Genomic DNA, 12478 nt, shown 5'->3' on the forward strand with positions numbered 1-12478 from the left:
TCCACGACCGTTTCGAGGGTTGCAAAGGTCATAATGTGAAAAATTAGCATAATAGTAGAGTGTTTTGTCAATAAATTTTGGTAATACTATTGACAAGAGAAATCAGCTATGTTATATTTTTTAATACTGTATTTTTGAAAAATTAATTTTACCCAAAAACCAAAAAAGGGAGGGATTAAGATGGCAAAAAAACAGCACAAAACCGCTGGTAGGGTGGTTAGCCGGAAGCGGATTGTAAAAAGTCACAAAACCGGCGTCGGTGGCGCCCTAGCGTTGTGCACGATTTTTTTACTTGCGATTGTTGTGGTTGTTGTTACTGCCGGTTTTGTCGTTGCCGGAGCGCAGGAATCCGGCACAATGAGTCTGAAGGCATGGCTGGCGATCGCGGTTGGTGACGGCGTTTTGATTGCTCTTTCTGTTGCGATTTGGAAATTTCGCGACTGGAAAGAGCGGCAGCCCCGGCGCCGTGAATTCGTAAAAAAAGAATTGAGCTTTTAGTAGGGGTCGGCAATGATAAAGATTATTATTTTAGCGGCGCTGTTTTTGGCGCTGGCTTTACTGTTTTGGGCGATGAAATAAAAGCAGCAAACCCGTTCGGCACAGTCTGAGCGGGTTTTTTTTAAAAAAATCGGTTGACATTTTAGTAGTTAGCCTATAAGATAATCCCAAATAATAGCTAAGGAGGATAAAATGATTTCGGCCGATTGGGAATGTGGTTTGTGCGGTGACAGAATGGTAATTAATGCTGACGGTAAAAAGATTTGCCCATCATGTGGCTGTACCGAAACAGCCAGGCAAGACAGTCGCAATCTTTTTTGGCAAGCAGTCATTATGTTGGCAGTTTGCGGTTTGATGGTATTGGCTTTTAAAATCGGAGGATTTTTCTAAACAATAAACCTGTCCGAATGTTATTTTCGGGCGGGTTTTTCTTTTATCTAGATTATGCTAAAGTTACCTTAGATTTATGAATATTTTAGGGATTAAAATAGACAATATTACCTGTGAAAAAGCGCTTGAACAGATTAAGGGTTTTTTTGTTGATAATAAGCAACATTTAATTGTTACGCTTAACCCGGAAATGGTGGTGGAAGCACAAGAAGACCGAGAGTTTAAGAAAGTATTAAATTATTCCGATCTGACACTGATTGACGGTGTGGGGCTGGTTTTTGCTTTATGGTTTTTCGGCTTGCGGTCACCAAAAAGAATAACCGGCGTTGATTTTACTTGGAAGTTAATCGAACTGGCGGAAAAAACGGACAAAATCGTTTATTTACTGGGTGGTAGAAATGGTGTCGTTGACGCAGCGGCAAATGTTTTTAAAAAAAGATTTCCTCAAGCAAAAATTTTTTTTGGCGGAAACAGTGCGGATCCTAGCGACCAAAGATTAATTACTGAAATTAATCAAGCGCGACCACAAATTTTATTTGTTGCTTTTGGTCACGGTAAACAAGAAAAATGGATAATGAATAATTTTTCCAAAATACCTTCAGTTGATGTTGCTCTTGGAGTTGGAGGTACTTTTGATTTTATTTCTGGAAGAGTAGCGCGGGCACCAAAAATTATTCGCAAGTTGGGTTTGGAATGGTTCTGGCGTTTAGTGCGTCAGCCGTGGCGGGTGGGAAGAATCATTAACGCAACTTGTAAATTTAGCTATTTAATAGTAAAATCAAAGATAAGTAAAGGTAAAAATATATGATTATTTATGAATAAAGCTCGAGTGAGATTTGCGCCCAGTCCGACTGGTTTTGTCCATGTCGGTAGTTTGTTAACGGCGCTTTATGATTGGTTGATAGCTCGCCAAACCGGCGGTACTTTTATTTTGCGGATTGAAGACACTGATCAAAAACGTTTTGTTCCCGGATCGGTAGAAAATCTTTTGTCAGTGCTGAAAAAAGTCGGTTTAAATCCGGATGAAGGCGTGATGCTTGATAAAGACGGTAAGGCGGTGCAGAAAGGTAAGTTTGGTCCTTATGTTCAGTCGGAGCGCCTAGATATTTACCGGAAATATGCTGACCAGTTGATCGAGTCTGGCGATGCTTATTATTGTTTTTGTAGTGAAGAGAGGTTGACCGCGCTTCGTGAAGAACAGGAAAAAAATAAACAGCTGACTCGTTATGACGGTCATTGCCGTGATATCTCTTTGGAAGAAGCAAAAGCCAGAGTGGCTGGCGGTGAAAAATACGTTATCCGTCAGCGAGTGCCGCAAGATGAGACAATGATTCACAACGATATTATTCGTGGTGAGGTAAAGTTTCCCTTAGATTCTATTGATGATTCGGTGCTGATGAAGTCCGACGGTTTTCCTACTTATCATTTAGCCGTAGTGGTTGATGATCATCTGATGGAAATCACTCATGTTATTCGTGCTCAAGAATGGTTGCCCAGTACACCAAAACATTTACTTTTGTACCGCTCATTTGGTTGGAGCGCGCCGCAGTTTGCTCACATGTCGCATCTGCTTAATAAAGACAGGAGCAAGCTTTCTAAACGTCAGGGGGACGTAGCAGTAGAAGATTACTTAACTCAAGGGTATTTGCCAGAAGCGTTGCTGAATTTTTTGGCTACTGTTGGTTGGAACGAAGGCGATGGCAGCGAGCAGGAAATATATTCGCTTGACGAACTAATCAGGAAGTTTAGCCTAGAAAAAATACACAAAACCGCCGCCTATTTTGACAGGGAAAAATTAGACTGGATCAATGGTATTTATATTCGTAACCTCAGCGTGGAAAAGTTGACCGATTTGTGTTTGCCTTATTTGGAATCGGAAATAAAAAACAGCAAAGCAGACATGACTTATTTGCGCAATATTATTGCCCTAGAACAAGAAAGGTTAAAAAAATTGGCAGACTTACCCGGATTAGTAAGTTACTTTTTTGTTGATTTGCCAGATTATCCGACAGAAATGTTAGTCTGGAAAAAGAGCACAGCCGAAGTAACTAAGAAAAACATCGAGATGCTTTTTGATTTTATGTTTGGCCTCAAAAAATGGGACAAAGAACATTTGGAAAAAGAGATTATTGGCTGGATAGGGGATAATAAACTGACTAACGGCGAAGTGCTTTGGCCGCTTCGCGTAGCTTTAACTGGATTAGAAAAGAGTCCCGGACCGTTTGAAGTAGCGGCCGTACTTGGTAGAGAAAAAAGTTTAGCTAGAATTAAATCCGCTATTGAGTCTTTATAGATATTGGAACACAATGAAGTAATGTTTTCCGGAAATAAAAAAACCACCTCAACTTTTTAGTATTTTGGCGGTGATATGACGATAGATATGTGGTTAGCGACGTTTTCCAACTTGCTTTGTTAAGTGAAAAATAATAGAATAGTCAATACTGTAAAAAGATGGGAAAATGTTGAGCTTCAACTCAAATTTTGCTATAATAAAAACGATGAAAAATCAAAAAACAAAAAAAATTAAGCAGTTTATCGGGTTGGTATTACTGTGTAGTGCCATTTTTTTATTTAATTTTAGAGACGGCGCCAGCGCAACCACAGTTTCCGTCTCTACTAACAACGATAAACAAGTGCAGGAATTACAGCAAGAAATGGAGTTAAAAAAACTCGAGATTGAAAAAATTCAGAAAAAAATCGAAGTTTATCAAAAGGATTTGGAAAATAAACGTCGAGAAAAAATTACACTAACTAACGAACTGGATATTTTGTCGAATCAGATTAATGAATTGGAGCTACAGATGAATCAAGCCAATTTGCAGATAGACGCTACCAATTTAGAGATTCAGTCTGTACTTTTGCAAATTCTAGACAAAGAAGATGCGATTAGTAAACAAAAAGCGCAGTTAGCCGAAATCATCCGTTCTATCTATGGTAACGATCAGAGAAATTATTTGGAAGTTTTGGCTAGTAATAATAATTTTTCTGATTTTTTTGATGAAGTCGAGGGCATGACCCAGTTAGAATCTAAACTAAAGAGTTCTTTAGACGAAATGAAAGCTATGAAAGCTGATTTGGAAACCAAGCGTCAAGATCTGGATAAAAAAAGTATTGAGCTAAATACTTTAAAGGAAAAATTGGAAACAGCCAAATCCCGTCTTGACGGACAGGAAACGGCAAAGACTTATTATTTATCTCGCGCTAAAAAATCAGAAAAAGAATTTCAAAATTTGATTTCTCAGGCTCAAGCGGAACAAGCGAAGATAAACGGCGAGTTAGTTTCCCTGGAAAAAACCGTTCGACAAAGATTGCAACAAAGCGGAGAGGAGCTGTCTAGCACCGGGCGGTTTGTTTGGCCGGTACCAAAAAATGTTATAACTGCCACTTTTCACGATCCTGATTATCCCTTTCGCTATATTTTTGAACACCCGGCAATTGATATAAAAGCGGCACAGGGAACTCCGGTAAAAGCGGCGGATAGCGGTTATGTCGGAAAAGTAAAAGACGGCGGCGCCAAGGGTTACAGTTATATTATGTTAATCCATGATAATGGATTGGCAACCGTATATGGTCATGTTAGTAAAATTTATGTTTCCGCCGATACTTATGTTAAACAAGGCGACATAATCGGTCTTAGCGGCGGTATGCCCGGTACTTCCGGGTCTGGTTCTTTAAGTACTGGTCCCCATATGCATTTTGAAGTTAGACTTGATGGAATTCCTGTAAATCCGCTTGATTATTTACCGTGAAACTGTAGTTATTAGTTGTTGATAACCGCTCTTGCATTATCTTTTTTAGGATGTCATAATAACGCCACCTAAAAGCCAGCTAGGCTTATAAGGTAATAAAAATTAATCAAAAAACTATGTATTTTGACGACACTTTAAACGATGACGACTCAATCTTGGGTAACGACGAAGAAGAAAAAGATGAGTTTGGCGGTGATGACGAATTTGACGGCGATGATGAGTTTGGCGGTGATGACGACGAGTCAAGTGATGACGATGACGCCAGCTATGAAGGTGGCGAAAAAGAGGAATAGTTATTTTTTTAAAAACTCGGTCTGTAATAGTGCCGAGTTTTTTATTTGTTTTATATTGTGGATAACAAATGTTGACAAGGGGGCGCTAGCGCGGTACTATTTAGACAGTTGTCTAAATATCTAAAAAAACATATGTCGGCTTTTAATAAAACTTTTGCCGCGCTTTCTGATCCGACACGTAGGCAAATATTAGAGATGTTGCGCAAAAAAGACCTAACCCCGACAGAAATAGGGGAGAAATTTACTATTACCGCTCCTTCACTAACTCATCATCTAAATACTCTTCGTGAGGCCGGGTTGGTCAGTTCTCGGCGCGAAGGGCAAAATATTTATTATTCCTTAAACCTTTCGGTCTTTGAAGAGGTGGTTGATTTAATTTACAATAAATTTTTAAAAAATAAAAAGTAAACAAATATGCGGCTGTCTTTTAAAAAAGAAATACCAATTTTAATCTTATTACTGATTTCTGTTTTATCCAGTTTTTGGTTTTATGCTCATATGCCGGCAGTAGTACCGATTCATTGGGGAATCAACGGTCAGGCTGACGGTTTCGGTTCGCGGGAATTTGCCGCTTATTTTTTTCCAGCCTTGATTGTCGGTTTGTACTTATTATTAACGTTTATACCGTATCTTGATCCTAAAAAAGAACGTTATATTGATTTTTTATCTACTTACTGGAAATTTCGTTTTGGTTTTATTTTATTTTTTCTTTTTATTTATTTCATCGCCTCGTCTGCCGGTGTCGGCTATAACATACCAATAGGGCAGGTAATGGCTGTTGCTATGGGAGTATTGTTTATTTTTATCGGTAATTATCTTGCTAAAATTAAGCCTAACTGGTTCGTTGGTATTCGCACTCCTTGGACATTGAGCAGCGAGGAAGTATGGAATAAAACTCACCGTTTGGGCGGAAAACTTTTTGCCTTATCCGGAATAATCTCTATATTTAGTATATTTTTTGCTTCAGAAATAATGTTTATTGTCGTGATCGGTTCTGTTATTTTTTGTGCTATTTTTTCCATACTTTATAGCTATATAGTATTTCGGGCAGAAAAGAAAAAAACACAATTGACGCAGTAATTAATCATTAGTCAAAGTCGCAAGGGGGATTATATTTCGGCGGCTTTTTTTGCTTCTTTAAAAATGTTATAATTTTTTAGTGCTTCGTCTATATTTCCGTTTTTACGGAATTTTGGCGAAAGATAACTATTAACTATTAATTTATGTCTGAGAAAAAAAATTTTACTGTTGACGAGGCAAAAACAATAGGGGATCAACTGGGGGTTTCTTGGGAAGCGTTTGACGTTGATCAGTTCCGCCGCGGTATGGACGTTGAGTTGGAGCATGGACTAGTAGATCAACACACAAACGTTACTAACAATGATCCGTTAATGACTGGTAAAATCGCTTTAGCGCACCTAAATGAGTATGCTGATTACTATGATCGTTTGGATAAGTTAGAAGAAGAAGCAAAAGCATATTGGAGTGGGCGAAATTAGAGAGAAGGGGTATTATAAAGAAAGGGTTGTTGACCCTTTTTTTATAATAATTTTTTAGGGTCTAGGCATAGCGTTTAAAATTATTATTATTTTAATTATTAAGCTTTATTGGTTAATTGCAAAAAGAGTTGATAATAGAGAGAGGGATGGATTAAAGGCTTATTTAATTGGTATTATATAGTGTCGCACAATGTACCTTATACGAACCTACAGTATTGATTTAGGCCCCTATTATCAATATTAAATAAAAAAGACCCAGTTGGGTCATTTATTATTAATTAGTAATTAATAATTATTAATTATTTAATGTATACCTTCTCCCCGAATCGTAGATCTATATAATTAATTTTTTTGTTATCCCGCATTTTTTCTTTCATGATGAGGTTTAGATTGGCTAGCTGGCGATCTAGATCGTCGCTAGTGTTAAAGTAAACGTCAAATCCTCTGTCTGTTATCACTCGAACTTCGCTTCCTTGGAGTTCTGGCACCTGATAGTATTTAATTTTTATATCGCTACGCGAAGAAAATTTATCTTTAAGTCTTTGAATAAAAGAAATAATTTCTGGTTTTAATATATTTTCACCGATTTCCACTCTAGCATTGGTTAAATCGTATACTTGTGGCAGATCTTGATTTAACGCTGATAGATCAATTAGGCTTTGACCGCCATTTGTTGTTTCTTCATTTTGCGACACTTCCCCACTGCCTTCAACTAAAGTAACGTTGGCTACTAGTATTTCTTGGATAGCGATTCCGTTAGGATCAAGATAATAATATTTGTTGTCAGATATCCAGGTGATTTGAGTAGATTTTTCTTTTATTTCTACCCGGAGTGTTTTTAGTGGTCTTTTTTTTATCTGAACTGATTCTAAAACAAAGGCATTACGAATTTTACTTTCTGCAGTCTCTGAATCAAAAAAGAATAGATTGGACTGGGAAAGCAGTAGCCAACTCCTCTGCTCCATTTGGTTTCTGACAATAGACTCAATCTTAGCTGGATCAATGGCGGATACCCCGTTGATTTTAATATTATTGATTTTAAACGCCCCGGACCAGAATAAAAAATAGAAAATAAAAGACAAGACAATTAATCCTAAAATTGTCCAAACTTTAAATATCCTTAGCTGCCAAAAGTGTTGTCGCCGACGAAATAGTCCCCCGCCGCCACCGCTGGCAAAATGGTTACTGATAACGCGACCGGATGGCTTTTTAAATTTATTTTTCCCGATAAACATATGTGGAAAATAAGGTCGTAGTTTTGTATTTATTATACTAAGGTTGGCTTATAATCGCAAAGTTTGATAAAGGAATAATATGTTTATTTGAGCGTTCTGGGTAGTAATGGGTTGATTCTAGTTACCACTTCGTAATTAATCGTGCCGATTTTTTCGGCTAGACTGTCGGCGGTGATTTTATCACCAATTAGAGTTGCCTCGTCACCGACTTTAACATTTTTGACATTTGTTATATCAATTATGCAGAGATTCATACAGATGCGACCGCGAACTGGACAACGCCTACCGTTTATTAGCACTTCACCTTTGTTTGATAGATGGCGGTCGTAGCCTTCGTAGTAGCCAACTGGTAGCACGGCAATTTTAGTTTTTTTGCGAGATTTAAAAGTACAGCCGTAGCCAACACAAGTGCCGCCCGGTAAAGATTTTATGGCAATCACTTTTGTTTTCCAGGTAAGAACTGGTTTGAGACTGAAACGAGGATGGATTTTACGGGTTATTTTTTTTGCTTGTTTGCTAGGCCAAAGACCATAGAGACCGATGCCAAGGCGGATCATGTTAAAAGCGCTGTCGGTGCGCACCATCGCTGCGGCACTGCAAGCAAAATGTTTGATCGGGATAGTAATTTTTTCCTTGTCTAATTTTTTGATCAAAGCGTTAAATTTTTCTAGCTGCCAGTCAGTATATTTTTGATTTTCTTCCGATGCGGCAAAGTGGGAAAAAATTCCTTCAATTTTTACGTTAGGTAGTTTAATTATTTGTTTTATCAGCTTTAAGGCCTCAGTCTCCCCTATTCCTAGGCGTGAAGTGCCGGTATCAACTTTAAAATGAATTTTGGCAATTTTTTTTATTTTTTTTGCTTGGGCTGAAATATTTTTTGCCTGGGAAATATCATAAACTACTAAACTAATATTATTTTTTATTGCCAAATCGATTTTCTCAAAATAATAAGAAAGCACCAAAATAGGCTTTTTGATCTTGATGCGTCTTAATGTCAATGCTTCATTTAGATTTACCACGCAAAACCAATCGACTTTGGATTGAATCGCTGTCGCCACCGACTCTAGACCGTGACCATAGGCGTTGCTTTTCACCACAGCCGCTATCGCTGTGTTGACCGGCAATATAGTGCGAAATTGGCTGATATTATGTAGTAGATTTTGTTTGTCTATTTCAAGATAGGAGTTCATATTTTATTTTTGCCGTTTTTCTAGTAATAAAACCGGATAGCCTTTGTTTATTTCTTCAAACTGACTTGTGCCTAGTTCTGATAAGAAATTTAAGCAAGCAGTTTTTGCCGCACTGCTACTTTCGAAATTTCCTTTAGCTTCAACTTCAATAAAGTCTCCTAGATCTTTCACGCTGTCTAAAGCAATCTCTAGGTCGCCACACAGCCAGTATTCTCTTTGTTTATCGACAGTGATAACGTGCTTAAAGTCTAGGAAGCCAAGTATTTTTTTGAATTCATCTGGGTTGGAAATTTCAGTTTCATATTCTTCGGCGTATTCTTGAGCACCATTTTTTCTTTTATTGATCGAACGGTCATATTCAAAAATTGTTTTGTCTGGATTGTGCCGGATACGCAGCCATTCAACAGGAAAAGGTTTTTGTGCGAAAAAATCTCGTTGTATTGGGATATAGTATTCATCAATTTGACGAATCGCTCTAACAAGACTACCTTTTTGTCTAACAATTTCTCTGGTAGCGTTAAGATTTGGTGTAGATATTTTTATTTCTACCTCGATATTCATATTTATTTTTCTATCTCTACTATTTCTCTTTCTATCATCTGACAAAGCTCGTCGCGATTTTCTTGGTAAGCTTGATTTTTGGCGTCATGAAAATTTTCCAGCGCCTCTGCCTTTAGTCCGCAGGCTAGATATAGACGGGCTCGTTCAAGATTAAATTGAATCGCATCCTCAGAATCTCTGACCAACTTTTCTTTTTCGATCATCCAGTTGATCAAAAGTTTTTTAGCTTCATCATCATCTCGTCCTCTTTCTTGGAAAAGTCGAGCTATTTTTTGTTCGGTAGTTTCCTGGTTTTCGAGTATTAATTCGTGGGACATATTCTTTATTTCTTATTGACAATTTGATTGATATTTTATAATATTGACTCGCGGATTGATGTAAAACGAGCAAAAAGGAGGATGTCATGCCCGTGTACCTTATCCAAGGTTTCTTTTTTCAAGACCAGGAGCGGTTGGGACTTGCAATGAGTAGTGAAGCCAAAGGAGCTGTCGCTGTCGTCAATAGCGGTTTATGCCGATTTATGTATGCAGGGGTCATATATCCGGCTGAAAATGAAACGGCGAACGAATATGTCGGACAGATGTTTGACCATTTTGGCGACGCCGCTCTTTCCGATATAAAATTGTCAGCGGACCAGCTCGAATTTGTCAAAAAATATAACCACAGAAACGACCTCATCGATTATATTTTTTTAAAGCGAAACGGCATATGGGTCGGAAGCTATTCTGGTTCGGTAGTTGGTCAAGGTAGTGCAAAATGCGTAATCACTGAAGTGCCACAAGATTTTTTCCAGCCACCCGAGTGAAACTGATCAAAATCATTTTTTCTGTTATGCCTCACATGATATATGTCATGTGAGGTTTTTACTTTTTATTTTCTAATTATTTTTTTGATCCCACCCATATATTTTTGTAGCGCTTCGGGAATAGCAATTGATCCGTCTTCTTGCTGATGATTTTCTAGCACCGCGATTGGTGTACGGCTAGTGGTTACAGCCGTGCCATTAAGCATGTGCAGAAATTCGGTCTTGCCATTTTCGCGTTTGACGCGTATTTTAAGACGGCGTGCTTGGTAGTCGGTGCAGTTGGAAGTGCTGGTGATTTCTCCCCAGTCCCCTGCGTCACCGCGTGACCACATCCACGCTTCGAGATCATATTTACGATAAGCTGGTCCACCAAGGTCGCCGGTGCAAATATCGACAGTACGGAAAGGTATTTCTAGACCGTTGTAAAGTTTTTCTTCAAGCGAACGCAAATATTCGTGCATTTCATTGGATTCTTCTGGTAAGCAGTAAATAAACATTTCGACTTTAGAAAATTGATGAACACGATAAAGTCCAGCCGAGTGGCGACCATAAGCGCCGGCTTCGGTACGGAAACAATGTGATAGCGCCACGTATTTTTTGGGTAAATCTTTTTCTTCAATAATTTCATTGGAATGATAGCCACCCATGGTTATTTCAGCAGTGCCTACTAAACTGAGATCAGAATTTTCAATAGAATAAATTTGGGTTTCTGGACCGCGAGGGTTAAAGCCAATACCCTCTAGGATTTCGTCTTTGGCTAGATCTGGTGTAACTACCGGGGTAAAATCTTCTTTGACCAAAAAATCAAAGGCGTAGTTGATTAGCGCTTGTTCCAGTAACGCCGCTTCGTTTTTGACGAAATAAAATTTAGCGCCGGAAACTTTGGCTCCGCGTTCAAAATCATAAAGATCGTACTCCTTACCCATCTGTTCGTGGGTTTTGGGATTAGCAATTTTATTTGGTTCTTTGGATCGATAGATTTCTTTGTTTTCTGTATCGTCTTTGCCTTTGGGTGAATCCGGATGAGTCATATTCGGCACCTGCATCAACAAATCTATATAACGCGGTTCGATCTCTTCTACCTTTGCTTCCAGTTCTTTAGTTTCCTCTTTTACTTTTTTGGCTTTTTCTATGGTTTCTGGCTGCGGCGGATTTTTGCTGAGATTGTTTAGCTCGGCGCGCAACACTTCTATTTTTACCTCCAAATCTTTTTTTTGTTCATAAAGACGAAGTAGCTCGTCAATATCCACCTTGATATTGCGATCAATGGCATTCTGTTTCGCCGCTTCTTTGTTTTCTTTGATAAATTTAATGTCGAGCATAATATTAGAATTAAATATTAAATAATTCTTTGATTTTTGGAATAGAGTTTCTAACGGCTTTAGTTCTGTGGCTGTGACTACTTTCCAGTTCTTTGTCGTCGCGGATTTCGGCTAGATATTTTTTTATATCTGGAAAATAAAATAATGCATCAAAAGGATAATGGTCGATATATTTTGGCAGCGATTCTGGCGCAATCATTCCCCTGGTTATGCCTTCAAAATAATAAGCTCGACTGATGGTTGGATCATATATACAAATTACGGAATGAAACTGCGCTCCGCGATTATGATTTGGATAATCTTTCATTTTATCTAGACAGTAGCTGATCAGTTCACTGTCTGTAGCTTCATAGCCTGGCCAGCGTCGGACATATATGCCCGGCTCCCCTTGCAGAGCGTCGATTTCCAAACTACTGTCGTCAGCTAGCGCGATCAGGCCGGTTTTATCGGCATAAAATTTGGCTTTAATCAAAGCGTTTTCAGCTAAAGTCTGTCCGGTTTCTTCAGGTGCTTTGGTTAGACCAATTTTTTTTGGCGTGACGCACGTAATTGGCAGGTCGCCGAGTATACTGCTTATTTCCTGAATCTTACCAAAGCTATTGGTAGCTAAAATTATTTTACGCTGCATTTTTATTTCTAATAATCGAACTTTTATATATTTCCGGATGAAAAGGTTTCAAGCGAAAGATTTGCGGACTGACATTTAGATTCTTTAGTTGACTTTGCAACTCTTCAATTTCAACTTTTTGGTCGTAGCCCAGACAAATCACGTTTGGTCGTAGCTCTTTAATTATTTTGTAACGGTTAAACTTGTAACCAAGAACGGCTTTGTCGACCGGTTTGACTGCATGGACTTCACGCAGGCGAACGTTTTCATTTTTGTCGGGATTATGACCTTTGATTTTTTTGACATTGATATCGCGAGCAACAACTACA

The 12478-nt window shown here is 38.4% G+C and carries 17 protein-coding genes; 10 read left to right on the forward strand and 7 right to left on the reverse strand.

The genetic code is table 11. From position 1 onward, the window contains the following. Positions 1 to 180 precede the first annotated feature (180 nt). The 9 genes from WC310_01685 to WC310_01725 all read left to right on the forward strand — a co-directional run bounded on the left by WC310_01685 (position 181) and on the right by WC310_01725 (position 6429). Positions 181 to 498: a hypothetical protein gene (locus tag WC310_01685; GenBank protein MFA5358516.1), complete on the forward strand. Its 318-nt coding sequence runs from the start codon at positions 181 to 183 to the stop codon at positions 496 to 498. Positions 499 to 690: 192 nt separating this feature from the next. After that, positions 691 to 888 (forward strand): hypothetical protein, encoded by a 198-nt coding sequence (locus WC310_01690; protein ID MFA5358517.1) that lies wholly within the window; start codon positions 691 to 693, stop codon positions 886 to 888. A 76-nt stretch (positions 889 to 964) separates the two neighbouring features. Then, a complete protein-coding gene (locus WC310_01695; GenBank protein MFA5358518.1) occupies positions 965 to 1696 on the forward strand; it encodes a WecB/TagA/CpsF family glycosyltransferase in 732 nt (243 codons plus the stop codon). 6 nt (positions 1697 to 1702) lie between these two features. After that, complete coding sequence (gene gltX / locus WC310_01700) at positions 1703 to 3181, forward strand: glutamate--tRNA ligase (protein MFA5358519.1); 1479 nt, start codon at positions 1703 to 1705, stop codon at positions 3179 to 3181. A gap of 205 nt (positions 3182 to 3386) precedes the next feature. Beyond that, entirely contained in the window at positions 3387 to 4637 is a 1251-nt protein-coding gene (locus tag WC310_01705; protein MFA5358520.1) for a peptidoglycan DD-metalloendopeptidase family protein, read from the forward strand. A 116-nt stretch (positions 4638 to 4753) separates the two neighbouring features. After that, the gene (locus tag WC310_01710; protein ID MFA5358521.1) at positions 4754 to 4930 is read left to right on the forward strand and encodes a hypothetical protein; all 177 of its coding nucleotides are present in this window, start codon (positions 4754 to 4756) and stop codon (positions 4928 to 4930) included. Positions 4931 to 5062: 132 nt separating this feature from the next. Then, complete coding sequence (locus tag WC310_01715; GenBank protein MFA5358522.1) at positions 5063 to 5338, forward strand: autorepressor SdpR family transcription factor; 276 nt, start codon at positions 5063 to 5065, stop codon at positions 5336 to 5338. Positions 5339 to 5344: 6 nt separating this feature from the next. Further along, positions 5345 to 6010 carry an SdpI family protein gene (locus WC310_01720; protein ID MFA5358523.1) on the forward strand — a complete coding sequence of 222 codons (666 nt, stop codon included), beginning with the start codon at positions 5345 to 5347 and terminating at the stop codon, positions 6008 to 6010. Between the two features lie 143 nt (positions 6011 to 6153). Beyond that, positions 6154 to 6429: a DUF5661 family protein gene (locus tag WC310_01725; GenBank protein MFA5358524.1), complete on the forward strand. Its 276-nt coding sequence runs from the start codon at positions 6154 to 6156 to the stop codon at positions 6427 to 6429. A gap of 299 nt (positions 6430 to 6728) precedes the next feature. Here WC310_01725 and WC310_01730 read toward each other — a convergent pair whose 3' ends face one another. From WC310_01730 to WC310_01745, 4 genes are all read right to left on the reverse strand, one after another. Further along, positions 6729 to 7664 (reverse strand): hypothetical protein, encoded by a 936-nt coding sequence (locus WC310_01730; protein ID MFA5358525.1) that lies wholly within the window; start codon positions 7662 to 7664, stop codon positions 6729 to 6731. An 83-nt stretch (positions 7665 to 7747) separates the two neighbouring features. After that, entirely contained in the window at positions 7748 to 8854 is a 1107-nt protein-coding gene (alr, locus tag WC310_01735; protein ID MFA5358526.1) for an alanine racemase, read from the reverse strand. Between the two features lie 3 nt (positions 8855 to 8857). Further along, positions 8858 to 9415 (reverse strand): class IV adenylate cyclase, encoded by a 558-nt coding sequence (cyaB, locus tag WC310_01740; GenBank protein MFA5358527.1) that lies wholly within the window; start codon positions 9413 to 9415, stop codon positions 8858 to 8860. A gap of 2 nt (positions 9416 to 9417) precedes the next feature. Beyond that, the gene (locus WC310_01745) at positions 9418 to 9732 is read right to left on the reverse strand and encodes a hypothetical protein (GenBank protein ID MFA5358528.1); all 315 of its coding nucleotides are present in this window, start codon (positions 9730 to 9732) and stop codon (positions 9418 to 9420) included. An 86-nt stretch (positions 9733 to 9818) separates the two neighbouring features. On the opposite strand from WC310_01745, the gene WC310_01750 reads away from it, so the two are divergent. Further along, positions 9819 to 10220 carry a hypothetical protein gene (locus tag WC310_01750; GenBank protein ID MFA5358529.1) on the forward strand — a complete coding sequence of 134 codons (402 nt, stop codon included), beginning with the start codon at positions 9819 to 9821 and terminating at the stop codon, positions 10218 to 10220. Between the two features lie 65 nt (positions 10221 to 10285). Here the strand turns inward: WC310_01750 and serS are convergent, their stop codons facing one another. The 3 genes from serS to WC310_01765 all read right to left on the reverse strand — a co-directional run. Then, complete coding sequence (serS, locus tag WC310_01755) at positions 10286 to 11542, reverse strand: serine--tRNA ligase (GenBank protein ID MFA5358530.1); 1257 nt, start codon at positions 11540 to 11542, stop codon at positions 10286 to 10288. Positions 11543 to 11552: 10 nt separating this feature from the next. Beyond that, positions 11553 to 12170 (reverse strand): non-canonical purine NTP pyrophosphatase, encoded by a 618-nt coding sequence (locus tag WC310_01760; protein ID MFA5358531.1) that lies wholly within the window; start codon positions 12168 to 12170, stop codon positions 11553 to 11555. After that, positions 12160 to 12478: FAD synthase (locus tag WC310_01765; GenBank protein MFA5358532.1), on the reverse strand; the 319-nt coding region annotated here is incomplete at its 5' end. The genes WC310_01760 and WC310_01765, both read right to left, overlap by 11 nt.

This window comes from Patescibacteria group bacterium, from assembly GCA_041653535.1.
In the GTDB taxonomy this organism is placed as follows: domain Bacteria; phylum Patescibacteriota; class Patescibacteriia; order JACRDY01; family JACRDY01; genus JBAZFH01.

Coding starts and splice junctions, on each gene's coding strand:
- WC310_01685 (MFA5358516.1), top strand. CDS start 181: ATGGCAAAAAAACAGCACAAAACCGCTGGTAGGGTGGTTAGCCGGAAG.
- WC310_01690 (MFA5358517.1), top strand. CDS start 691: ATGATTTCGGCCGATTGGGAATGTGGTTTGTGCGGTGACAGAATGGTA.
- WC310_01695 (MFA5358518.1), top strand. CDS start 965: ATGAATATTTTAGGGATTAAAATAGACAATATTACCTGTGAAAAAGCG.
- gltX (MFA5358519.1), top strand. CDS start 1,703: ATGAATAAAGCTCGAGTGAGATTTGCGCCCAGTCCGACTGGTTTTGTC.
- WC310_01705 (MFA5358520.1), top strand. CDS start 3,387: ATGAAAAATCAAAAAACAAAAAAAATTAAGCAGTTTATCGGGTTGGTA.
- WC310_01710 (MFA5358521.1), top strand. CDS start 4,754: ATGTATTTTGACGACACTTTAAACGATGACGACTCAATCTTGGGTAAC.
- WC310_01715 (MFA5358522.1), top strand. CDS start 5,063: ATGTCGGCTTTTAATAAAACTTTTGCCGCGCTTTCTGATCCGACACGT.
- WC310_01720 (MFA5358523.1), top strand. CDS start 5,345: ATGCGGCTGTCTTTTAAAAAAGAAATACCAATTTTAATCTTATTACTG.
- WC310_01725 (MFA5358524.1), top strand. CDS start 6,154: ATGTCTGAGAAAAAAAATTTTACTGTTGACGAGGCAAAAACAATAGGG.
- WC310_01730 (MFA5358525.1), bottom strand. CDS start 7,664: ATGTTTATCGGGAAAAATAAATTTAAAAAGCCATCCGGTCGCGTTATC.
- alr (MFA5358526.1), bottom strand. CDS start 8,854: ATGAACTCCTATCTTGAAATAGACAAACAAAATCTACTACATAATATC.
- cyaB (MFA5358527.1), bottom strand. CDS start 9,415: ATGAATATCGAGGTAGAAATAAAAATATCTACACCAAATCTTAACGCT.
- WC310_01745 (MFA5358528.1), bottom strand. CDS start 9,732: ATGTCCCACGAATTAATACTCGAAAACCAGGAAACTACCGAACAAAAA.
- WC310_01750 (MFA5358529.1), top strand. CDS start 9,819: ATGCCCGTGTACCTTATCCAAGGTTTCTTTTTTCAAGACCAGGAGCGG.
- serS (MFA5358530.1), bottom strand. CDS start 11,542: ATGCTCGACATTAAATTTATCAAAGAAAACAAAGAAGCGGCGAAACAG.
- WC310_01760 (MFA5358531.1), bottom strand. CDS start 12,170: ATGCAGCGTAAAATAATTTTAGCTACCAATAGCTTTGGTAAGATTCAG.